The organism is Neotabrizicola sp. VNH66 (assembly GCF_049445895.1).
Taxonomy (GTDB): Bacteria; Pseudomonadota; Alphaproteobacteria; order Rhodobacterales; family Rhodobacteraceae; genus Pseudogemmobacter.
Window position 1 is genome coordinate 22,011 of record NZ_JBMSDW010000001.1, and the last position, 21,117, is coordinate 43,127.

A 21,117-nucleotide genomic window follows, 5' to 3' on the forward strand; every position below is an offset into this window, starting at 1 on the left:
GCGGTCACACCAGCCGCGGCGCAGGCCCGGTGCAGCGCAGGCGCACGGTGGTGTCTGCCCCGGTCATGCGGATATCGGCCACTTCCATCGGCCGGCGGTCCAGCCCGCCGCCGATGACCTCGATCGTGCCCTGCCCGTGGAAGCTGGCATCCAGCAGCCGCAGAAGCGCCTCGCCCTTCAGACGCGCCTCGACCCCGCCCGAGACGGGTTGGATGGCCGAAGGCGTGATGCGCCGGTTGCCGACGATAAGTTCCATGGCGCCTGTCCAATCTGGGCCGTTGCCCGGATACAGGACCACAGGCCGCGGGCGCCCGCGACTCCGAATCTGTGGGTAAAACCTTGAGATCTGTGGAAAACCTGCCGAATCAGGCGTCCAGTTCGGCATCCCAATACAGGTAATCGGTCCAGCTGTCGTGCAGATAATTCGGCGGGAATCGGCGGCCGTGAATCTGCATTTCCTCGGCCGTGGGGGCGCGGGCGGGCTTGCGCAACCGCAGGCCGGATTGGCGCAGCGTCTTGGACCCTTTGCGTAGATTGCAGGGCGAACAGGCCGCCACCACGTTTTCCCAAGAGGTGATGCCCCCGCGCGACCGTGGCACGACATGATCGAAGGTCAGATCGCCCTTCCCGCCGCAATACTGGCAGCAGAATTCGTCGCGCAGAAAAAGATTGAAGCGCGTGAAGGCCACGCGCTTCTGGGGTTTGACGAATTCTTTCAGTACAACGACCGAGGGGATGCGGAACTCATGCCTCTGGCTTCGCACCGTATGGTCGTATTCCGCCACGATCTGCACCCGCTCCAGCACGGCGGCCTTGATCGCCTCCTGCCAGGGCCAGAGGCTGAGCGGATAATAACTGAGAGGGCGGTAATCCGCATTCAGAACCAGCGCCGGAAAGTGCTTCAGCGCGGCTGGTTCGCGCACGAAGGAAGTTCTGAAATCGCCGTCCATTCCGCCCGAGACTCCGCCTTCGACCTGCCTGACCGGACCCGGTCACCAGGGCGGGGAGCCCCGCCCCGTCAGGCCCGACTATATCTGGGCGCCTTGCCCGTGCAACCCCCCAGAACGGGTGCGGCTGCCGCGACAGAGTGCCGTGCCGAGGAAACAGGCAGATGACGGCGGCGGCCCGCCGCAGCCGGGCAGCGGGGATTGCCCTTCGCGCCCGTGCCGCCTATGGCTTGGGCACCGCAGACCGAGGCCCGCCATGACCGTTACCCGCCGTTTCGCCCTTCTGTCGCTGGCCGCGCCCGTGGTCCTTGCCGCCTGCGGCGGGCGCCGCCGGGAAGAGAAGAAGCCGTCGGTCGGCGCCGGGGCCACGCCCGAGATGAACGCGCTGATCCGCAAATATGCGCGGGTGCATGACATACCCGAAAGCCTGCTGCACCGGGTGATCCAGCGCGAAAGCAAATACAATCCGGCGGCCCGCAACGGCCCCTATTACGGGCTGATGCAGATCCATCCGCAGACCGCGAAAACCATGGGCTATCGCGGCGCGCCCGAGGGGCTGTTGGATGCCGAAACGAACCTGATCTATGCGGGCAAATATCTGCGGGGCGCCTGGCTGGTGTCGCGCGGGTCCGAAGAAAAGGCCGTGATGTGGTATGCCCGCGGATACTACTATGAGGCCAAGCGTCTGGGGATGCTGGAGGAAACCGGCCTCAGGGGCTGAGGCCGGTCTGCATCGGATCAGGTCACCACATCGGGCGCAGTGCGTCCGGTAAAGCTTTCGATCCCGGCAATCGCATGGGCCGCGCGGATGATCGGGGCCAGTGCCTCCTGCGGATCTTCGTCCAGCCCTTCCGGCCCCGGAACATACCGTTCCAGATAGACCCGCAGCGTGGCGCCCTCGGTCCCCGTCCCTGACAGGCGGAACACCGCCCGGCTGCCGCCCGCGAAAAGCACCCGCACCCCCTGTTTCGTGGAGACCGAGCCATCGACCGGATCGGTATAGGCAAAATCATCCGCCGCCTCGATGGTCAGCCCCTCCAGCTGCCGCCCGGGAAGATCCGGCAGCGCGGTGCGCAGGGCTGTGAACATCGCATCAGCCTTGGCCGTCTCGATCGCCTCGAAATCGTGGCGGCTGTAGTAGTTACGGCCGTATTCGGCGAAATGCGCGGCAAGGATGTCCGCGACCGATTCCTTGCGCACCGCAAGGATGTTCAGCCACAACAGGATGGCCCAGAGCCCATCCTTCTCGCGCACATGGTCCGACCCGGTGCCAAAGCTCTCCTCACCGCAGAGCGTGGCCTTTCCGGCATCCAGCAGGTTGCCGAAGAATTTCCAGCCGGTCGGCGTCTCGAAGGTCGCAATCCCCAGCTTCGCCGCCACCCGGTCCGCCGCGGCGGAGGTCGGCATCGACCGCGCCACCCCCGCCAGCCCGCGGGCATAGCCGGGTGCCAGATGCGCATTGGCCGCCAGCACGGCCAGCGAATCCGAGGGCGAGACATAGATCCCGCGCCCGACCACCATGTTGCGGTCGCCGTCACCATCCGAGGCCGCGCCGAAATCAGGCGCATCCGGGCCGAACATCTCATCCATCAGCTCATGCGCCCAGGTCGGGTTGGGGTCCGGGTGCATGCCGCCGAAATCCGGCAGGGGCGTGCCATGAGTCACCGTACCGGGCGCGGCGCCCAGGCGGTTCTCAAGGATCTCGGTCGCATAGGGGCCGGTGATCGCACACATGCTGTCCATCCGCATGCGAAAACCGCCCGCGAACATCGACCGGATCGCCGGGAAGTCGAACAGCGATTCCATCAGCGCGGCATAATCGCTGACCGGATCCACCACATCGACGATCATGCCGCCCAAGGTGCTGCGCCCGATGGTGGCAAGATCCACGTCCTGCGCCTCAAGGATGTGGTATTCGGTGATCGTGGTCGTGCGCTGATAGATCGCCTCGGTCACCTGTTCCGGGGCCGGTCCGCCGTTCGGCATGTTGAACTTGACGCCGAAATCCTCTTCGGGGCCGCCGGGGTTGTGGCTGGCGGACATGATGATCCCGCCATCGGTTTTATTCAGCCGGATCAGATGGCTGGCCGCGGGGGTGGACAGCAGCGCCCCCTGCCCCACGATGACCCGCGCCGCGCCGTTGGCCGCCGCCATCCGCAGGATCACCTGCGCCGCGCGATCGTTGAAATAGCGCCCGTCACCGCCCAGAACAAAGGTCTTGCCCGTGCAGCCCACCACATCCAGCACCGACTGGACGAAGTTCTCCAGATAATGGCGGCCCATGAACACCGGGGTCTTCTTGCGCAGGCCGCTGGTCCCCGGCTTCTGGCCGGAAATTGGCTGGGTGGCGACGGTCAGGCTCATTTGCTCTCTCCCTTTCGCGGCACCGAGGCGGGGGCCGCGCGCATCATCAGAACCGACCCGGCCGGAACCGCGGCGGGCGCGGTCTCCTGCACCAGATCGGGCCGGGTCGTATCCAGCACGAGTTCCCATGCCGGGGCGGTCTCTGGCAAGACCAGCGGCACCGCAGGTCCGGAATTGAACACCAGAAACACCGCCGCGGGCGAAGGATCGCCGCCTTCGGCGGACATCCGCATCTCGACGCAGAGACAGCGGAAGGCCGGATCGTGCCAGTCCTGCGGCGAAGGCTCGGCCCCGTCAGGACGGCGCCAGATCACATCGCGCAAACCATCGGCCGCGCGCGCCCGCGCATGCAGGAACCGCCGCTGCCGCAGCACCGGATGGTCGCGCCGCAGCGCCGCCAGCCGGGCGACAAAGGCCGTCAGCGCCGCATCGGTATCACGCCAGTTCAGCCATGAAATCTCGTTGTCCTGCGCATAGGCATTGTTGTTGCCGCCCTGCGTCTGGCCGATCTCATCCCCGGCCAGCAGCATGGGCACGCCCTGCGACAGGAACAAAGTGGCCAGCAGGTTCCTTTTGCGCAGATCCCGCGCGGCCCGCACCGCCTTGTCGGGCGAAGGACCCTCGACCCCCAGATTGTCCGAGTGGTTTTCGGAATGGCCGTCGCGGTTGTCCTCGCCGTTGTCCCAGTTCCGCTTGACGGTGTAGGAGACCAGATCCTCCAGCGTGAACCCGTCATGGCTGGTGATCAGGTTGACCGAAGAGGTGGCCGCCCGGCCCGAATGGTCGAACTTCTCGGCACTGCCGCAGATGCGCGCGGCCAGATCGCGGGTCAGCCCGGCATCGCCGCGCCAGAACCGCCGCACACCGTCGCGAAAGCGGTCGTTCCATTCCAGAAACGGATGCGGATAGGCCCCCAGCTGATAGCCGCCGGGGCCGATGTCCCAGGGCTCGGCGATCAGCTTCACCCGGCTCAGCACCGGGTCCTGCCGGATCGCGTCGAAAAAGCCGCCGTTCGGGTCAAAACCGCCGACCTCGCGCCCCAGAACGGTGGCAAGGTCGAAGCGGAAGCCGTCCACATGGCAGACCTCCACCCAATAGCGCAGGGAATCCATCACCATGCGCAGCACCATCGGATGGGTCAGGTTCAGCGTATTGCCGGTGCCGGTGTCATTGGCATATTTGCGCCCGCCCTCGGCCAGCCGGTAATAGCTGGCATTGTCCAGCCCCCGGAAGGACAGGGTCGGGCCCCATTCGTCGCCCTCGGCCGAATGGTTGTAGACCACGTCCAGAATGACCTCGATCCCGGCGGTATGCAGGCGGCGGACCATGGTCTGGAATTCCCACAACCCGCCCTTGCCCATATAGCGCGGCTCCGGCGCGAAGAAGGCCAGCGTATTGTAGCCCCAGTAATTGCGCAGCCCCTTGGCCAGCAGAAACCGCTCATCCGACATCGCCTGCACCGGCAGGATTTCCACCGCGGTGACGCCGGTCTTCAGCATATGCTCGATCATCGCATCCGAGGCGAGGCCGAGATAAGTGCCGCGCAACCCCTTCTCGACATGCGGGTGCCGCATGGTCAGGCCACGGACATGCGCCTCATAGATCACCGTCTCGGACCGGGTGCGGGCGGGCGGCTGGTCGTTGCCCCAGCCAAAGGACGGATCGGTGACCACCGCTTTCGCCACCGCAAAGGCGCTGTCGCGGGTGTCATAGCTGAGATCGCCCTTCGGGCTGCCGATCCGATAGCCCATCAGCGCATCGGACCATTTCAGCCGCCCTTCCAGCGCGCGGGCATAGGGGTCCAAGAGCAGCTTGTGCGGATTGAACCGATGCCCCCGCTCCGGATCATAGGGCCCATGGGCGCGGAACCCGTAGACCTGCCCCGCCGTCAGCCCGCCCACATGGATATGCCAGATGTCGCCGTCACGGTCGCGGATCGGGACCCGGGACAGCTCTTTCCGGCCATCGCCGGAGAACAGGCACAACTCGATCATCGCGGCATGGGCCGAGAAGACGGCAAAATTCACCCCGTCGCCGGTGATCGTGGCCCCCATCGGCCACGGACGCCCGGGCGAAAGGGCATGTCCGCTCATGCCAGCAGACCGTCATAAAGCGCGGCATAGGCCCGGGCCGAAACCTCCCAGCCCAGTTGCTGCGCCATGCCGTTGCGGACCAGCCGGGTCCAGCCCTTGCGGTCGGCATGCAAGGCAAGCAGGCGGCGCAGGGCCTGGCTCAGCCCCAATTCGTCAGTGGGCCAGAAGGTGACGCCCGTGGCCACCCCCGCGGCCAAAGCCATGGGCGAGGCATTGATCACCGTATCGGCCAGCCCGCCCACGGCCGCCACCACCGGCACCGTGCCGTAGCGCAGCCCGTATAGCTGGGTCAGGCCGCAGGGTTCGAAGCGGCTCGGGACCAGCACGGCATCGCCGCCCTGGAACATCCGGTGCGACAGGCCTTCGTCATAGCCGATCCTCACCGATACCCGCCCCGGATAGCGCGCCGCCAGATCGTGCAGCGCCGCCTCCATCTCCGCCGCGCCAGAGCCCAGAACCGCCAGACCGCCGCCGCCCTCGATGAAGGCGGGCAGCGCGGCGGGCAGCAGGTCCACGCCTTTCTGATCGGTCAGGCGGCTGACCAGAATCGCCAGCGGACCCGGCACCTCCAGCCCGAATTCGGCGCAAAGCGCGGCCCGCGCCGCGGCCTTGCCCGTCATCGACTTCGCCGAATAAGGGTTCACGTCCTCCACCTCGGGCGACCAGACGGCGGTATCCACCCCGTTCAGGATGCCCGAGACGACCGCGGCCCGCTCCACGATCACCCCCTGCAGCCCCAGCCCGAATTCCGGCCGCGCCAGTTCCGCCGCATAGCCCGGAGACACGGTGGTGATCCGGTCCGCCGTCACCAGCCCCGCCTTCAGACTCGACAAACCGCCATAATACTCCAGCGCCGCCGGGTGGAAGGCCCAGCCCGGCAGCCGCAGATCGTCGATCTGACTGACCGGCGCCCAGCCCTGAAAGGCGATGTTGTGCACGGTGATGACCGACCGGCAGCCGCCGTTGCCGTGATAGGCCAGATAGGCCGGGGCATAGCCCGCCTGCCAGTCATGCGCATGCAGCACATCGGGCTTCCAGCCTGCCAGCCCCTCGCGCGCGATGCAGGCCGCCACCCAGGACAAAGCGGCGAAGCGGCGGGGATTGTCGATCCAGTCGCCCCAGGGGCCGACATAGGGCCCGCCCTCACGATCGTAAAGATGCGGCGCGTCCAGGAGCAGCACCTCGGTCCCGTCCACGGTCCCCGCCCGTACCCGCCCGTCGCCGCCCCAGAGGTTTTCCTCATGCCAGACCTCGGGCCAGGCTTCCGGCGCCTCTTCGAACAGACGGCGCAGCGAACGGTAGGCCGGCAGAAGCACCCGCATCTCCCAGCCCAAAGGCGCCAGCGCCGCGGGCAGCGCTCCCACCACATCGGCCAGCCCGCCGGTCTTGATCAGCGGAACGCATTCCGACGCCACCGAAAGGATTTTGCCGCCCATGCCCGTCTCCTGCACAGCCTGCCCCGCGGGCCTGCCCCTTCATCTTGGCCCAAATATCCTCGGGGGTCCGGGGGTGGAAAACCCCCGGCGGCCGGGCATCAGGACCGCGCTATCCCAGCTTCGCCGCGCGGCGGTTCAGCATGTCCTGGGTGATCAGGACGATGCCGTTCTCGCTGCGGCGGAACCATTTCGCATCCTCCTCCGGGTCCTGTCCCACCACAAGCCCCTCGGGGATCTGCACCCCGGAATCGATGACGCAATTCTTCAGCTCTGCCTTCCGCGCGACATCCACCCGAGGCAGGGCCACCACATATTCCATGCTGGCATAGCTGTGGGTCCGGCAACCGGTGAACAGCAACGAATTGCGGATCTCCGACCCCGAGACGATGCAATCACCCGACACCAGCGAGGAAATCGCCTGACCGCGCCGTCCGCCGTCCTCGTCATGGATGAATTTCGCCGGCGGCACGATTTCGGCATAGGTCCAGATCGGCCAGCTGCGGTCATAGAGGTCCAGCTTCGGCACGAAATCGGTCAGGTCGATATTGGCCTGCCAGAAGGCGTCGATCGTCCCCACATCCCGCCAATAGGGCTCATCCTCCAGCCCGGTGGTGACACAGCTGTCGGCAAAGCGATGCGCCATGGCCTTGCCGTTCTTCACGATGTCGGGGATCAGATCATTGCCGAAATCATGGCTGGAATTGCCGTCCACCATGTCGCGCAGCAGAAGTTCGCGCAGGAAATCCCAGTTGAAGACATAGATCCCCATCGAGGCCAGCGCATGGTCCGGGTCCCCCGGAATCGCGGGCGGGTCCTTGGGCTTTTCCAGAAAGGCGGTGATGCGCATGTCTTTGTCGACATGCATGACGCCGAAAGCGGTCGCCTCCATCCGCGGCACGGTCAGGCAGCCGATGGTCACATCCGCCCCCGTGTCCACGTGCTGCTGAAGCATCACCTCGTAATCCATCTTGTAGATGTGGTCGCCCGCAAGGATGACCACATATTTGATGTTGTAGCTGTCGATGATGTCGATGTTCTGCGCCACGGCATCGGCGGTGCCGCGATACCAGTTCTCCTCATCCATCCGCTGGCTGGCGGGCAGGATGTCCAGATATTCGTTCCGCTCGGCCCGGAAGAAGTTCCAGCCGCGCTGCATGTGGCGGATCAGGCTGTGCGCCTTGTATTGCGTGGCAATCGCCATCTTGCGGACGCCCGAATTCAGCGCGTTGGACAGCGCGAAGTCGATGATCCGGGTCTTGCCGCCGAAATAGACCGCCGGTTTTGCCCGCCGGTCGGTCAGCTCCTTCAGACGGCTGCCGCGTCCGCCGGCCAGCACGAAGGCCATGGCCTGTGAAGACAGTCTCTTGTTCAGTCTCGCCTTCATTCTTCCCTCCCGGATCGGGGCAAAAGTCACGCGCCCCTTGCTATGCATGCCGGCGCGGCTGTCAGACCGCGGCCGCCTCCTCCTGAATGACCTGCCGCAGCCAGACGGCCGATAGTGGCGGCAGCCGCACATGGGCCGAGAACGGCTGTCCCCGCGCCGGCCCCTCCACCGCGGTCACCCCGCCCAGATTGCCGCGGTTGCCGCCGCCGTAGATTTCCGCATCGGTGTTGAGAATCTCTTCCCACAGCCCGCTTGCGGGCAGGCCAAGCGGATAGTCGCGCTCGACCGGGGTCAGGTTCACCACCACCGCCACCATCGGATCGCCGGGGCCGCCCCTGCGCAGCCACGACAGGACCGAGGCTTCGGCATCGTCGGGGTCGATCCATTCGAACCCTTCCGCCCGCGCATCGTTCAGATGCAGCGCCGGATTGGCCCGGTAGGCAAGGTTCAGGTCGCGCACCAGAAGCTGCATGCCCCGGTGCGGCGGCAGGTCGGCCTGATGCCAGTCAAGACTGCGGGCATAGGCCCATTCCGCGCCTTGCGCGAATTCCTGGCCCATGAACAACAGCTTCTTGCCGGGATGGCCCCACATGAAGCCGTAAAAGGCCCGCAGATTTGCGAACTTTTGTTCACCATCGCCGGGCATCTTGGCCAGCATGCTGCCCTTGCCGTGCACCACCTCGTCATGGCTGATCGGCAGGATGAAATTTTCGCTGAAGGCATAGACCAGACCGAAGGTCATCTGGTTGTGGTGATACTTCCGGTAAACCGGGTCCAGCGCCATGTAGCGCAGGGCATCGTTCATCCAGCCCATGTTCCATTTGAACCCGAAGCCAAGCCCGCCCTGATCCACCGGGCGCGACACGCCGGGAAAGCTGGTCGATTCCTCGGCCGCGGTCAGGATGCCGGGGCATTCGCCATAAGTAATTGTGTTCATCGCCTGCAGCATGGCGATGGCCTCGTAATTCTCGCGTCCGCCGTCCTTGTTCGGGACCCACTGCCCCTCGCCCCGGGAATAGTCGCGATACAGCATCGAGGCCACGGCATCCACCCGCAGCCCGTCGACATGGTATTCTTCCAGCCAATACAAGGCGTTGGAGACAAGGTAGTTCTCCACCTCGACCCGGCCGTAATTGTAGATGAGCGTGTTCCAGTCCTGATGGAAGCCTTCTTTCGGATCGGCATGTTCATAAAGCGGCGTGCCGTCGAACCGGCCCAGACCGTGCTGGTCGGTGGGGAAATGGCCGGGCACCCAGTCAAGGATCACCCCCAGCCCCTTGCGGTGCGCCGCATCGACGAAGGCGCGGAATTCCGATGGTGTGCCGTGGCGGATGGTCGGGGCAAAAAGACCGATGGGCTGATAACCCCAGCTGCCATCGAACGGATATTCGGAAACCGGAAGCAGCTCCAGATGGGTGAAACCCATCCACAGCGCGTAATCCACCAGCTCCTCGGCAAGTTCGGTGTAGGACAGCATCCGCCCGTCCGCCGCCCGCCGCCAAGATCCCAGATGCACCTCATAGACCGAGATCGGCGCATCGACGCTGTTCTTCGCCGCGCGGGTTTCCATCCAGTCCTGATCGCCGAAGGCGCCAGTGATCGGGCGGACCACGCTGGCGTTGCGCGGCGGATGTTCGCTGCCAAAGCCTGCGGGATCGGCCTTCAGCGGCAGAAGCGTGCCGCCGGGACCGCGGATTTCGTATTTGTAGGTCTCGCCCTCGGTCAGGCCGGGGACGAAGATTTCCCAGACGCCGGTCGGCCCGCGCCGCCGCATCGGATGGCGCCGCCCGTCCCAGACGTTGAAATCCCCCACGACCGACACCCGCTCGGCATTCGGGGCCCAGACCGCAAAATGCACGCCCGCCACCCCTTCATGGGTGATCAGATGCGCGCCCAGCACCTGCCACAACCGGCGGTGCTTGCCCTCGCCCAGCAGATATTCGTCCATCTCGCCCAGCACGGGGCCAAAGCGGAACGGATCCTCGAATTCCCACACATGGCCATCCACCGCCTCGGCCCGGAAACGGTAGGCCGCGCGGCGGGCCAGCACATGGGTGAAAAGGCCGGGAATCCCGGGAAACGCCTCAGCCTCGGCCGCGGTGCCCACCTTGCCGGTCAGCACCCACAGCCGTGCGACACCCGGCACGAAGGCAGTGATAACCCATTTCCCGCCCCGCTTGTGCGGGCCGAGGGCCGAGAAGGGATCACCATGCCGGCCCTCGGCAATCGCCTGGGCCTCCGCTTCGTCCAGCATTCCGTCCCCCCTCCGTTGCCCCGGCGCGTTACAGCGCCGAAGTCACGTTCCAGACATCTTTCATGTAACCCCGGATCGTCCGGTCCGACGAGAAAAATCCGCTGCGCGCCGTGTTCATCGCCGCCATCCGCAGCCAGCGCTTGCGGTCGGCATAGGCGGTGTCAACCTCTCCCTGCGCACGGTGGAAATCCGCGAAATCCGACGAGACAAGGAAGTAATCATGGTGCCAGACGCCATGGACAATGCCGTGATAGCGTCCCGGCTCCTCAGGCGAGAAGCGGCCCTCGGCGATCATCTGCAGCACATCCTGCAATTCCTGACTGCCCTCGATGGCCTGCTTTTCGTGGTCAGCCACCTTGCGGCGTTCCATCACCTCTTCGGCGGTCAGGCCGAACAGGAAGAAATTCTCAGCGCCCACTTCCTCAAGGATTTCTACATTGGCCCCGTCCAGCGTGCCGATGGTGGGGGCGCCGTTCATCATGAACTTCATGTTGCCGGTGCCCGAGGCTTCCTTGCCCGCGGTGGAAATCTGTTCTGACAGATCCGCCGCCGGGATCAGCCGTTCCGCCATCGAGACATTGTAGTTCGGCGGATAGATGATCTTCAGAAGATCGCCCGTCTTCGGATCGTTGTTCACGACCTGCGCCACATCGTTGATCAGACGGATGATTTCCTTGGCCACCGCATAGCCGGGCGCGGCCTTGCCGCCGAAGATCTTGACCCGCGGCACGGGATTTTCGATCCGGCCCGACCGCAGCTTGTGCCAATGCGCGATGGTTTCCAGGATGTTCAGCAGCTGGCGCTTGTATTCATGGATGCGCTTGACCTGCACGTCGAACAGCGCATCGGGGCTGACCTTCACCCCGAAATCCTGCGCAATCCAGTTTGCCACCTGCACCTTGTTCGCGCGCTTCGCGGCGCCGAAGGCCTCGGCAAAGGCCGCATCGTCGACATGCGCCTCCAGCCCCTTCAACCGGTCCAGATCGTCTTCCCAGCCGTCGCCGATGGTGTCGGTGATCAGCTTCGACAGCGGACGGTTGGCCATCTTCAGCCAGCGGCGCGGCGTGACGCCATTGGTTTCATTGATGATCCGCCCCGGATGCAGCGCATCCAGTTCCGGGAACAGGTTCTTCTTCACGAGTTCCGAATGCAGCGCCGAGACGCCGTTCACCTTATGCGCCATGATGAAGGCCAGCTCGCCCATCCGCACCTCATGGTGTTTCAGGATGCCCACGTAATGCGGGCGCGAGTGGTATTCGTCCTTGTGCCAGTAGTCGATCGCCTCGATCAGCTGCATGTGCCGCGGCAGCACATTGCCGAAGGTGAAGGTCGCCCAGCGTTCCAGCGCCTCGGGCAGCAGGGTGTGATTGGTATAGCCAAGGCAGCCTTGGGCCGTCTTCATCGCCTCGCCGAAGGGCATGCCGTGGTCGTCATGCAGAAGGCGGATCAGCTCCGGCCCGGCAATCGCCGGATGGGTGTCGTTCATCTGGATTGCCACATGCTTCGGCAGATCGCGCAGATCGCTGTAGCTGGCCAGATAGCGGCGCAGGATGTCCTGCAGCGCGGCCGAGGTCAGCAGGAATTCCTGCTTCAGCCGCAGTTCCTTGCCCTGATATGTCGTGTCATCGGGATAGAGCACCCGGCTCAGGGTGCGGGCCAGCGCCTCCGGCTCGGCCGCGGCGGCATAATCGCCCCGATTGAACCGCTCCAGATCGAATTGCGTCGTGGGTTTCGCGGCCCAGAGGCGCAGCGTATTGGCCCATTTCCCCTTCCACCCGATCACCGGCGTATCATGCGCCTCGGCGATCACCGTCTCGGCCGGATACCAGGTGTGGGTGTCGCCCTTGTGTTCGACATGGCCCTTGAAGCCGATGGTATAGGCGCTTTCGGGACGCGGGAATTCCCACGGATGCGCCTGTTTCAGCCAGTCCTCCGGCGTTTCCACCTGACGCCCGCCCTCGAACCGCTGGCGGAAGAGGCCATGTTCATAGCGGATGCCATAACCATAGGCCGGGCAGCCCACCGTCGCCATGCTTTCCATGAAGCAGGCCGCCAGCCGCCCGAGGCCGCCGTTGCCAAGCGCGGCGTCCGGCTCGTCATTGATCAGGGTGCGGATGTCCTGCCCGAATTCCAAAAGCGCCTCGGCCGCCTGATCGTAAAGGCCAAGGTTGATCGCGGCATCTTCCAGAAGACGGCCGATCAGGAATTCCATCGACAGATAGTAAACCCGCTTGTGCCCGGTGCCCCAGGTCTTGCGGGTCGAAGCGAACCACGGTTCCACGATCCGGTCGCGGATGGCGAAGGACAGCGCCATGCGCCAGTCATAGATGCTGGCATGGCCCGCATCCTTGCCCAGCGTGAAGGTCAGGTGGCGCAGGATGTCTGACTTCAGGGTATTCGGGGTGAGGCTGAGATCGGTCACGGGTCCACCTGGCAATTGGATCGGGTTGCCCAAGCCTAATTGCGATGCACCGGCGGTCAAGCGCTTGCTGCACGTGCAGCATGGTGCAGGGCAACGGGCCCGGGAAACCAAACCGCTTTTCTGTTAGCGCAATCATTTGATTCCGGAAAGCCATATTTCCAACCATCTTCTGTATATAGCAGATTTCAAATCGCTTTGATGCACTCGGCAGCCCGGGCCGCAGTGCCACCTTGGGCCGGGGTCAGCGCCCCTTCGCGGATCGCGCAGATAAAAGGCATTTCTGATCTATGTCATGGCACGACCCCGGCCAAAGGCCATGATCGCCCGGAAAACCGGCGACTGCCCCAGCCAGAGGAGCCCTGCGATGCGCCTGACGATGCGAACGAGTCTTGCCATGAAAACCCTGATGTTCTGCGCGGTGAACAGCGACCGGATCGTGCGGCGGCAAGAGGTGGCCCAGGCCTGCGCGGCATCGGAGAACCATCTGGCGCAGGTGATCCACCTTCTGGCGCAGAAGAAATACCTGCGCACCATTCGCGGCCGCGCGGGCGGGCTGATGCTGGGCCGTCCGGCGCATCAGATCACCGTGGGTCAGGTCTTCCGCGATTTCGAACAGGTGCTGCCCTTCAGCGAATGCATCGGCCAGACCGACGGCGCCTGCCCGCTGAACGGGTCCTGCCGGCTGACCTGCGTGCTGGCCGAGGCGCTGGATGCCTTCTATGCCCGACTGGACCGCGCCGTGCTGACCGATCTGGTCGATGGCAACCACGCGCTGCACCGAGTGCTGCGCGTGGCCTGACAGGCCGAAATGCCGCTGCAATTGCTGCGATTGTTGTATCTGTCGCACATGTGATCGCCCTGTCGCAGAACGGTCACACGGCGGCCTTGCCTTTGCCTTGCCGAAGGAGCAGATGAGACCTTCGACAAAGGCAAACCTTCGGAGCAGACAGATGTCGTCGAACCAGCCGCAACAAGGCGGCTCTCAAACCCCCGCGCAGCAACCGCAGCAGCAGGGCAGCGCACCGCAGCAGCAACAGGCCGGCAAGCCGATCTTCAAGGACTGGGCGTCGATCTGACCCCTGTGCCCCGGCGCCGCACGCCGGCCGCCGATCCGCTGTTGACGAAACCCGGGCCAGCCGTGAGGCTGGCCTTTGTCATTTCAAGGCGGCGCCGATGTCCGATCCCGTGTCTTCGATCCCCAATCTCGGCCCGGCTTCGGATGCGGCTTTTGCCCGTGCAGGCATCCATACCGCCGAAGAGCTGCGCCATCTGGGCGCGGATGAGGCCTACCGCCGCCTTCTGCTGTCAGGATCGTCGCCGCATTTCATCGGCTATTACGCCATGGTGATGGGGCTGCAGGGCCGCCCGTGGAACGATTGCCGGGGCGACGAAAAGGCCGCGCTGCGCCTGCGGTTCGATGCGATCAAGGCCAGCCTTGCGGGGACAAGCGAAAAGGGCCGCTCCGATCTGGAGACGGCCCTTTCCATCCTTGGTGTGGTGGAGCGCGCGAAGGCGCGCCCCTGACGGCAGATCAGCCGACCAGTTCCAGACCCGAGAAGAAGAACGAGATTTCGCGGGCGGCCGCTTCCGGGCTGTCCGAACCGTGGACCGAGTTTTCGCCCTTCGACAGTGCGAATTCCTTGCGGATGGTGCCTTCGGCAGCGGCGGCCGGATCGGTCGCGCCCATGACTTCGCGGTTCTTCAGGATGGCGCCTTCGCCTTCCAGAACCTGCACGACCACCGGCTCGGACGCCATATAGGCCACCAGCTCGCCATAGAAGCCGCGCTCCTTGTGCTCGGCATAGAATTCACCGGCTTGCGCGGCGCTCAGGTGGATGCGCTTGCTTGCAACGACGCGCAGGCCCGCGTCTTCGAACTTGGCAACGATCTTGCCGGTCAGGTTGCGCTTGGTGGCGTCGGGCTTGATGATCGAAAGGGTGCGTTCAATGGCCATTGCGGCTCTCCATCGGTTCGGGGGCCTCTGGCCCGTGCGGATGGCCGGGCTGCTAGCATGGGCAGATGACAAAGGAAAGATGCCGCACCTGCGGGATGGCCTTCAACGTGTCAGGACCATCCGGTCGCCCTCGATCCGGATGGAAAACCGCCGCAGGTAATCCATCCCCAGAAGCGAGATGTCCATGGCGCCGTCGGTGACATATGCCACAAGCCCGTCATCCCGGAACGGACCCAGCACCGTTTCCTTCAGATTGACCCGCGCCGTCCGCACCACGCCGTTCGCGGTGGAGGCTTCGCCCATGAAGGTCAGGCTGCCGGTGTCGATGCCCAGCCGGGCCGCATCCGCAGGCGCCAGCACCATGTTGGTCGCCCCGGTATCGGCCATGAAGAACACCGGAACATCGCCGATCATCAGCTCGGCATAGAAATGCCCGTCCGCGGCGCGCGGCAGCTCCACCTCGCCCTCGGCCGTGACCATCTGGCGTGCGGGGCTTTGGCGCTGGATGTCGTTCCACAAGCCATAGCCTGCGGCCACGCCCAGAAACAGCAGACCCCAGGCCGCGGCAAAGCGCAGGGCCTGCCCCATCCGCTGACGGAATTCCACGAAGGCCCAGCCCGCCACCGCCATCAGCAACAGCGCCAGATAGGCCGCGCGGCCAAGGGTATAATCATCCATCGCACACTCCTTTGGCCCGATATGGGGGCTGCACCCCTGCGGGCAAGGCTCAGCCGATCAGGCCGGTCTGTTTCACCCCGTCGATCACGAACTGCACCGACAGCGCGGCCAAGAGCATGCCCAGAAGCCGGGTGATGACAATGGTGCCCGTGCGGCCCAGAAGCCGCTCCAGCGGGGGGGAGGCGAGAAGAAACGCGAATGTGACCAGAAGGATGACCGCCAGCAGGCCCATCACCGCCAGCGTCCCGCCCCAGCCGCCGCCCGACTGGCCCATCAGCAGGATCATCGTGGCAATCGCCCCCGGCCCCGCGATCAGCGGTGTGGCCAGCGGAAACACCGAAGGGTCATGATCAGGGTCCGCCGTCTGCCCCTCACGCCTCTGGGTCCGGCGTTCGAACAGCATGTCCAGCGCGGTCAGGAACAGAAGGATGCCCCCCGCAATGCGGAAGGCGGGCATGGAAATCCCGATGAAGCCCAGAATGGCCTCACCAAACAGGCCGAACAGCAGAAGAAGTGCGCCCGCGATCAGGCAGGCCCGCTGTGCCATGGCGCGGCGGCGCGCCGGGTCCATCCCGCGGGTCAGCGCGATGAACAGCGGCACAAGGCCGGGCGGGTCGATCACCACGAAAAGCGTGGCAAAGGCCGTGATCAGAAAAGCGGTTTCCGGCATATCCCCTCGCATCTGCGGCGGGGACAGCGTGGCATGGCGCGGCCCGGTCAGGCAAGCGCGAAGGGGCGGGCCAGAACCCGCCCCGTTCTCTCAGATCACTCGGCCGCGACGGTCAGGCCAAGGGTCAGGAAACGGCCGTCATCGGGCACGAAGGTCTTGTCACCGAAACCGCCTTCGTTCGAACCGAACGGCATTTGCGCCCGCAGCTTCCAGCTGGCCGGCACGTTGAACGCCTTGGCCACAGCCGCGTCGATCACCGGGTTATAGTGCTGCAGGCTTGCGCCGATATTGGCATCGGCCAGCGCGGTCCAGACCGCCAGCTGCGCCATGCCCGAGGAATGCTCGGAATGGTGCGGGAAGATGTCGGCATAAAGCGAGAACTGCTCCTGCAGGTTCTTCACCACGGCCTGATCTTCATAGAACAGCACGGTGCCCGCGCCGGCGGCAAAGGCCTTCATCTTGGCCTCGGTCGGGGCAAAGCTTTCGGCCGGCACGATGGCGCGCAGCGTTTCGGTCACGATGGACCAGAACCGGTCGCTCTCGGCGCCGAACAGGATCACCGCGCGCGAGGATTGCGAGTTGAAGGTCGAGGGCGAGAGGCGGATCGCCTCCTTGATCAGCTCTTCGGTGGCTTCAACAGAGAGCGGCAGCTTGCGGCCAAGCGCATATTGCGTGCGACGGTTCTTCAGGCTGCGGAGGGTGGCATTGGTCATGGGAGGAGATCTTTCCGGCTTCAAACACCCCCTCAACATGGGGCGCACCCGGACCCGCCGCAACGCAGCATTATGTGCACCACCGCACGGCAAGCGTGGGCTGCTGAACCGTGCAAATGCGCAGGGTCTGCGTGAATCTACGCAGGTTGACGCAGCAGGACCGGTCAGGCGCCTGCCACCTCCAGCTTTTCCTGCGCTGACAGCCACAAGGCCTCGGCCCGGTCCAAAGCTTCCATCACCTCGGCATATTTGCCGTTCCAGACACCCAGATCGCCCTTGCGGTCATCTTCATAGAGCGCCGGATCGGCCAGCTTCTTGGCCAGCTTGTCGCGCATGTCGTTCAGCTTGGCCAGCCGGTCCTCGCATTTGCGGACCTCGGCCTTCAGCGCCAGAACCTCGTCGCGGCTGGCCTTCTTGGGCTTTTCCTTCGGCGCCGCAGGTTTGGCAGGCTCATCCCCCGCCAGAAGCATCCGCCGGTAATCCTCCAGATCGCCGGTATAGGGTTCGACCGCGCCGCCCTTGACCAGCCACAGCCGGTCCGCCACCAGCCCCAGCAGGTGCATGTCATGGCTGACCAGCACCACCGCGCCGGAATATTCGGTCAGCGCCTCGACCAAAGCCTCACGGCTTTCGATATCCAGGTGGTTCGTCGGTTCGTCCAGGATCAGCAGATGCGGCGCGTCGATCGTGGCCAGCAGGAGCGACAGCCGCGCCTTCTGCCCACCCGACAGCCGCCCGACCGCGGTTTCCGCCTGATCCGCCATCAGGCCAAAGCCCGCCAGCCGCGCGCGCAGCCGGGCCTGATGTTCCGCCGGACGCACCCGCTGCACATGCTGCAACGGCGTCTCGTCGATATACAGCTCATCCACCTGATGCTGCGCGAAATAGCCGATCCGCAGCTTGGACGACCGCGTGACCTTGCCCTCGCTGGCGGTCAGCTTGGCGGCCAACAGCTTCGACAGCGTCGATTTCCCCTCGCCGTTGCGGCCCAGAAGGGCGATCCGGTCGTCCTGATCAATGCGCAGGGACAGCCGCCGCAGGACGGGCGGCCCGCCATACCCGACCGAGGCGCCGTCCAGCGTCAGGATCGGCGGCGACAGCTCTTCCGGCGGCGGGAAGGTGAAGACGGCCTTTTTCGCCTCTTCCGGCGCGGCAATCGGCGTCAGCTTTTCCAGCATCTTGACCCGGCTCTGCGCCTGCACCGCCTTCGAGGCCTTGGCCTTGAACCGGTCCACGAAGGATTGCAGATGCGCGCGCCGCGCCTCGACCTTCTTGGCCTCGGCCGCCTGCACTGCGCGGCGTTCAGCCATCTGGCGGGCGAACTGGTCGTAACCGCCCTGCCAATAGGTCAGCTTCTTGTTGTCCAGATGCAGGATCCCCTGCACCGCCCGGTTCAGCAGGCCCCGGTCGTGGCTGATGATCAGCACGGTATGGGGGTATTTCTGAAGATAGGCCTCCAGCCAGAGCGCACCTTCAAGGTCCAGATAGTTGGTCGGCTCGTCCAGCAGCAGATAGTCCGGCTGCGCAAACAGCACCCCCGCCAGCGCAACGCGCATCCGCCAGCCGCCCGAAAAGGCGCTGCACGGCATCAGCTGCTTTTCCGGCTCGAACCCCAGCCCGCGCAGAATGGCGCTGGCGCGGCCCTCAGCGCTCCAGGCGTCGATATCGGCCAGCCGGGCCTGCACCTCGGCAATCCGGTGCGGATCGGTCGCGGTCTCGGCTTCCGCCATCAGCGCGGCGCGTTCGGTATCCGCGGCCAGCACGGTGTCCAGCAGGCTGGTCCCGGAGGAGGGCACCTCCTGCGCCACCCCGCCGATCCGCGCCCGGTTCGGGATCGAGATGGCGCCGCCTTCCAGCGCAAGCTCCCCCCGGATCAGGCGAAAGAGCGTGGTCTTGCCCGCGCCGTTGCGCCCCACAAGACCAACCTTATGGCCGGTGGGAATGGTGGCCGAGGCGCCCTCGAACAAAGGGCGGCCTTCGACGGAATAGGTGATGTCCTCGATCTTCAGCATGGCCACGCCTTGCCGCAGCCGCGCGGGAAGGTCAATCCGCCGCCTGCATCCAAAGGCCTGACCGGCCCCGCACCGCCCGCGTTTTCCGCGCGCCCCGATGCGGCAACAGGCACGCCTGCGCAGAAAGGCGCACTCCTGCGCCCTGACTTTATCTTGGCACAAATATCCTGCGGAGGGGGCCGGGGAGGTGCAAAACCTCCCCGGCGCTGCGGCGGGGCGCGACCTCAACCCTTCGCGCCGCTCTCCGCCTTCTTCTCCCAGCGGCCTGAGGCATCGGCCCAGTATTCCGCCACCAGCCCCGCCGCGGTGACCGCGCGCCATTCGTTCCGCGCCGCCTGCACCTGCGCGGGGTCGGCATCCTCGAACATCAGGCAGACCCGGTCCATCGACTGCGCCTCTTGCGGGTTCACGGACATGCCGCCCATCAGCATCAGGACCTTCGCACCGTTCACCGCCGCGCCCTGCCCGATCAGCAGCGGCTGGTCGGCATCCTGCGGCCCTCCCTCCATGCCGTGCGGAAGGAACCCGTCTTCGGGATGCAGCCACAGCCATTGGTCCAGCCGGTCCAGCACGGCGCGGTCCTGCCCGCGCAGCATGACGCGGCCGCCCGTCTCCAGCGTGCGCAGCGTCAGGCGCTGCACCACCTCGGCCGGGCTGTGGCGGGTCAGATGATAGAACAGGACGGTGCCCATCGGGCGATCAGCCCTCGAACCGGTCGCGGATCAGCCGGTCCAGCGCAAGGACACCCCAGCCGGTCGCGCCCTTGGGCGCCATTGCGGTCTCGGCCTTGGTGTAGGCCGTCCCGGCGATGTCCAGATGGATCCACGGCACCTCGGGCTTCACGAAGCGCGCAAGGAACTGTGCCGCCGTCACCGACCCGCCCTCGCGCCCGCAGGAATTGCGCATGTCAGCGATCCGGCTTTTCAGCATCGCATCATAGGCCTCACCCATCGGCATGCGCCACGCCCCCTCGCCCTCCGCCGCGGCGGCCTTGAGAAAGGCATCGCACAGCGCATCATCGGTCGAGAAAACCCCGGTATTTTCATGCCCAAGCGCCACGATGATCGCCCCGGTCAGGGTGGCCAAGTCGATCATCCCCTTCGGGTTGAACCGCTCCTGCGCATACCACAGCACATCGGCCAGAACGAGGCGGCCTTCGGCATCGGTGTTGATCACCTCGATCGTGTCGCCCTTCATGGATTTCACCACATCGCCCGGGCGTTGCGCGCGGCCATCGGGCATGTTCTCCACCAGCCCGACCAGCCCCACGACATTGGCCTTGGCCCGCCGCAAGGCGAGGGCCCGCATGGTGCCCGCCACGGTGGCGGCCCCGCCCATGTCCATGGTCATCTCTTCCATCCCGGCCGCGGGCTTGATCGAGATGCCGCCGGTGTCGAAACAGACGCCCTTGCCCACCAGCGCCAGCGGCGCCTCACCCTCGCGTCCGCCCTTCCATTGCATGACCACCACCTTGGACGGGCTTTCCGAGCCCTGCCCCACACCCAGAAGCGCGCGCATGCCCAGCTTTTCCAGCGTGTCCTCGTCCAGAATCTCCACCTCCAGCCCCAGCTCCTGCATGGCGGCCAGACGGGCGGCGAAATCCCAGGTGGTCAGGACATTCGCAGGCTCCCACACCAGATCTCGGGCGAAGAACACGCCCTCGGCCAGGGCGGCACCCGGCGCGGCCTCGGCGGCCACCGTCTCGGGGTTCGTCACCATGAAAGCGACCGGGCCGAAGGGCTTTGCCTCGCCCCCGCGGTAGGTGTCAAAGCTGTAGGCCCGCAGCGCCAGCCCGAAGGCCAGTTCTGCCGCGCGCGGATGGCCTTCGGCCACCACGGTCAACGCCGCGGATTTCAGCGCCTTGCCGATGGCCGCCCCCGCCTTGCGCGCGGTCAACGGATCGGTGCGCTTCGGCAGGCGGACGAGCTGCAGCGCCTCGGCCGCAAGGCCCGCGGGAAAGGCCAGATCCAGCGCCTCACCCGGCTTCAGCTTGCCGAAAGCATCCGAAGCCAGAGCCCGCGTCACCGCGCCCCGCGTCGCCCGGTCCAGCTTGCGCGCCGCGGGTGACAGCGTGACGCCCGCATCCTGCACCAGCGCGATCCGCCCTTCCTGCGTCAAGAGCGCGTCAAGATCGGTGTCACGGAACTGGATGGAAACGGGGTGCGGCATCTGGCGGGCTCCTGCGGTCAG

Annotated in this window: 19 protein-coding genes; 4 read left to right on the forward strand and 15 right to left on the reverse strand. The window is 65.6% G+C overall.

Annotation, left to right across the window (positions count from 1 at the left end):
• Positions 1–4: 4 nt before the first annotated feature.
• Both ACO2Q5_RS00120 and ACO2Q5_RS00125 read right to left on the reverse strand, forming a co-directional pair.
• On the reverse strand, positions 5–256 hold the full coding sequence (locus ACO2Q5_RS00120; RefSeq protein WP_423287226.1) for a hypothetical protein: 252 nt from the start codon (positions 254–256) through the stop codon (positions 5–7).
• 109 nt (positions 257–365) lie between these two features.
• Positions 366–950 carry an HNH endonuclease gene (locus ACO2Q5_RS00125; RefSeq protein WP_423287228.1) on the reverse strand — a complete coding sequence of 195 codons (585 nt, stop codon included), beginning with the start codon at positions 948–950 and terminating at the stop codon, positions 366–368.
• A 253-nt stretch (positions 951–1,203) separates the two neighbouring features.
• Between ACO2Q5_RS00125 and ACO2Q5_RS00130 the strand changes: the two genes are divergently transcribed.
• On the forward strand, positions 1,204–1,668 hold the full coding sequence (locus ACO2Q5_RS00130; protein WP_423287230.1) for a transglycosylase SLT domain-containing protein: 465 nt from the start codon (positions 1,204–1,206) through the stop codon (positions 1,666–1,668).
• 17 nt (positions 1,669–1,685) lie between these two features.
• On the opposite strand, the gene ACO2Q5_RS00135 is transcribed toward ACO2Q5_RS00130, so the two are convergent.
• The 6 genes from ACO2Q5_RS00135 to ACO2Q5_RS00160 all read right to left on the reverse strand — a co-directional run bounded on the left by ACO2Q5_RS00135 (position 1,686) and on the right by ACO2Q5_RS00160 (position 12,900).
• A complete protein-coding gene (locus tag ACO2Q5_RS00135) occupies positions 1,686–3,311 on the reverse strand; it encodes an alpha-D-glucose phosphate-specific phosphoglucomutase (protein ID WP_423287232.1) in 1,626 nt (541 codons plus the stop codon).
• Positions 3,308–5,404: a glycogen debranching protein GlgX gene (glgX, locus tag ACO2Q5_RS00140; RefSeq protein ID WP_423287234.1), complete on the reverse strand. Its 2,097-nt coding sequence runs from the start codon at positions 5,402–5,404 to the stop codon at positions 3,308–3,310. The genes ACO2Q5_RS00135 and glgX overlap by 4 nt, the downstream gene beginning before the upstream one ends.
• Positions 5,401–6,840 (reverse strand): glycogen synthase GlgA, encoded by a 1,440-nt coding sequence (gene glgA, locus ACO2Q5_RS00145; protein ID WP_423287236.1) that lies wholly within the window; start codon positions 6,838–6,840, stop codon positions 5,401–5,403. The genes glgX and glgA overlap by 4 nt, the downstream gene beginning before the upstream one ends.
• Positions 6,841–6,949: 109 nt before the next feature.
• Entirely contained in the window at positions 6,950–8,224 is a 1,275-nt protein-coding gene (gene glgC, locus ACO2Q5_RS00150) for a glucose-1-phosphate adenylyltransferase (RefSeq protein ID WP_423287238.1), read from the reverse strand.
• Between the two features lie 61 nt (positions 8,225–8,285).
• A complete protein-coding gene (gene glgB / locus ACO2Q5_RS00155) occupies positions 8,286–10,478 on the reverse strand; it encodes a 1,4-alpha-glucan branching protein GlgB (RefSeq protein ID WP_423287240.1) in 2,193 nt (730 codons plus the stop codon).
• Between the two features lie 28 nt (positions 10,479–10,506).
• Positions 10,507–12,900: a glycogen/starch/alpha-glucan phosphorylase gene (locus ACO2Q5_RS00160; protein ID WP_423287242.1), complete on the reverse strand. Its 2,394-nt coding sequence runs from the start codon at positions 12,898–12,900 to the stop codon at positions 10,507–10,509.
• A 364-nt stretch (positions 12,901–13,264) separates the two neighbouring features.
• On the opposite strand from ACO2Q5_RS00160, the gene ACO2Q5_RS00165 reads away from it, so the two are divergent.
• The 3 genes from ACO2Q5_RS00165 (at position 13,265) to ACO2Q5_RS00175 (ending at position 14,424) form a co-directional block, all read left to right on the forward strand.
• Positions 13,265–13,699, forward strand: coding sequence for an RrF2 family transcriptional regulator (locus ACO2Q5_RS00165; protein WP_423287244.1), 435 nt, complete (start codon positions 13,265–13,267; stop codon positions 13,697–13,699).
• Between the two features lie 151 nt (positions 13,700–13,850).
• Positions 13,851–13,976: a hypothetical protein gene (locus ACO2Q5_RS00170; RefSeq protein ID WP_423287246.1), complete on the forward strand. Its 126-nt coding sequence runs from the start codon at positions 13,851–13,853 to the stop codon at positions 13,974–13,976.
• 97 nt (positions 13,977–14,073) lie between these two features.
• Entirely contained in the window at positions 14,074–14,424 is a 351-nt protein-coding gene (locus ACO2Q5_RS00175) for a TfoX/Sxy family protein (protein ID WP_423287248.1), read from the forward strand.
• A 7-nt stretch (positions 14,425–14,431) separates the two neighbouring features.
• Here the strand turns inward: ACO2Q5_RS00175 and ndk are convergent, their stop codons facing one another.
• The 7 genes from ndk to ACO2Q5_RS00210 all read right to left on the reverse strand — a co-directional run bounded on the left by ndk (position 14,432) and on the right by ACO2Q5_RS00210 (position 21,096).
• Entirely contained in the window at positions 14,432–14,854 is a 423-nt protein-coding gene (gene ndk, locus ACO2Q5_RS00180) for a nucleoside-diphosphate kinase (RefSeq protein WP_423287250.1), read from the reverse strand.
• 102 nt (positions 14,855–14,956) lie between these two features.
• Entirely contained in the window at positions 14,957–15,532 is a 576-nt protein-coding gene (locus tag ACO2Q5_RS00185; RefSeq protein WP_423287252.1) for a retropepsin-like aspartic protease family protein, read from the reverse strand.
• A gap of 49 nt (positions 15,533–15,581) precedes the next feature.
• The gene (locus tag ACO2Q5_RS00190) at positions 15,582–16,202 is read right to left on the reverse strand and encodes a MarC family protein (protein ID WP_423287254.1); all 621 of its coding nucleotides are present in this window, start codon (positions 16,200–16,202) and stop codon (positions 15,582–15,584) included.
• A 95-nt stretch (positions 16,203–16,297) separates the two neighbouring features.
• Complete coding sequence (locus tag ACO2Q5_RS00195; RefSeq protein WP_423287256.1) at positions 16,298–16,915, reverse strand: nitroreductase family protein; 618 nt, start codon at positions 16,913–16,915, stop codon at positions 16,298–16,300.
• A 164-nt stretch (positions 16,916–17,079) separates the two neighbouring features.
• Entirely contained in the window at positions 17,080–18,927 is a 1,848-nt protein-coding gene (locus ACO2Q5_RS00200; protein ID WP_423287258.1) for an ABC-F family ATP-binding cassette domain-containing protein, read from the reverse strand.
• A 224-nt stretch (positions 18,928–19,151) separates the two neighbouring features.
• The gene (locus ACO2Q5_RS00205; protein WP_423287260.1) at positions 19,152–19,619 is read right to left on the reverse strand and encodes a DNA polymerase III subunit chi; all 468 of its coding nucleotides are present in this window, start codon (positions 19,617–19,619) and stop codon (positions 19,152–19,154) included.
• Between the two features lie 7 nt (positions 19,620–19,626).
• The gene (locus ACO2Q5_RS00210) at positions 19,627–21,096 is read right to left on the reverse strand and encodes a leucyl aminopeptidase (protein ID WP_423287262.1); all 1,470 of its coding nucleotides are present in this window, start codon (positions 21,094–21,096) and stop codon (positions 19,627–19,629) included.
• Positions 21,097–21,117 lie beyond the last annotated feature (21 nt).

Coding starts and splice junctions, on each gene's coding strand:
- ACO2Q5_RS00120 (WP_423287226.1), bottom strand. CDS start 256: ATGGAACTTATCGTCGGCAACCGGCGCATCACGCCTTCGGCCATCCAA.
- ACO2Q5_RS00125 (WP_423287228.1), bottom strand. CDS start 950: ATGGACGGCGATTTCAGAACTTCCTTCGTGCGCGAACCAGCCGCGCTG.
- ACO2Q5_RS00130 (WP_423287230.1), top strand. CDS start 1,204: ATGACCGTTACCCGCCGTTTCGCCCTTCTGTCGCTGGCCGCGCCCGTG.
- ACO2Q5_RS00135 (WP_423287232.1), bottom strand. CDS start 3,311: ATGAGCCTGACCGTCGCCACCCAGCCAATTTCCGGCCAGAAGCCGGGG.
- glgX (WP_423287234.1), bottom strand. CDS start 5,404: ATGAGCGGACATGCCCTTTCGCCCGGGCGTCCGTGGCCGATGGGGGCC.
- glgA (WP_423287236.1), bottom strand. CDS start 6,840: ATGGGCGGCAAAATCCTTTCGGTGGCGTCGGAATGCGTTCCGCTGATC.
- glgC (WP_423287238.1), bottom strand. CDS start 8,224: ATGAAGGCGAGACTGAACAAGAGACTGTCTTCACAGGCCATGGCCTTC.
- glgB (WP_423287240.1), bottom strand. CDS start 10,478: ATGCTGGACGAAGCGGAGGCCCAGGCGATTGCCGAGGGCCGGCATGGT.
- ACO2Q5_RS00165 (WP_423287244.1), top strand. CDS start 13,265: ATGCGCCTGACGATGCGAACGAGTCTTGCCATGAAAACCCTGATGTTC.
- ACO2Q5_RS00170 (WP_423287246.1), top strand. CDS start 13,851: ATGTCGTCGAACCAGCCGCAACAAGGCGGCTCTCAAACCCCCGCGCAG.
- ACO2Q5_RS00175 (WP_423287248.1), top strand. CDS start 14,074: ATGTCCGATCCCGTGTCTTCGATCCCCAATCTCGGCCCGGCTTCGGAT.
- ndk (WP_423287250.1), bottom strand. CDS start 14,854: ATGGCCATTGAACGCACCCTTTCGATCATCAAGCCCGACGCCACCAAG.
- ACO2Q5_RS00185 (WP_423287252.1), bottom strand. CDS start 15,532: ATGGATGATTATACCCTTGGCCGCGCGGCCTATCTGGCGCTGTTGCTG.
- ACO2Q5_RS00190 (WP_423287254.1), bottom strand. CDS start 16,202: ATGCCGGAAACCGCTTTTCTGATCACGGCCTTTGCCACGCTTTTCGTG.
- ACO2Q5_RS00195 (WP_423287256.1), bottom strand. CDS start 16,915: ATGACCAATGCCACCCTCCGCAGCCTGAAGAACCGTCGCACGCAATAT.
- ACO2Q5_RS00200 (WP_423287258.1), bottom strand. CDS start 18,927: ATGCTGAAGATCGAGGACATCACCTATTCCGTCGAAGGCCGCCCTTTG.
- ACO2Q5_RS00205 (WP_423287260.1), bottom strand. CDS start 19,619: ATGGGCACCGTCCTGTTCTATCATCTGACCCGCCACAGCCCGGCCGAG.
- ACO2Q5_RS00210 (WP_423287262.1), bottom strand. CDS start 21,096: ATGCCGCACCCCGTTTCCATCCAGTTCCGTGACACCGATCTTGACGCG.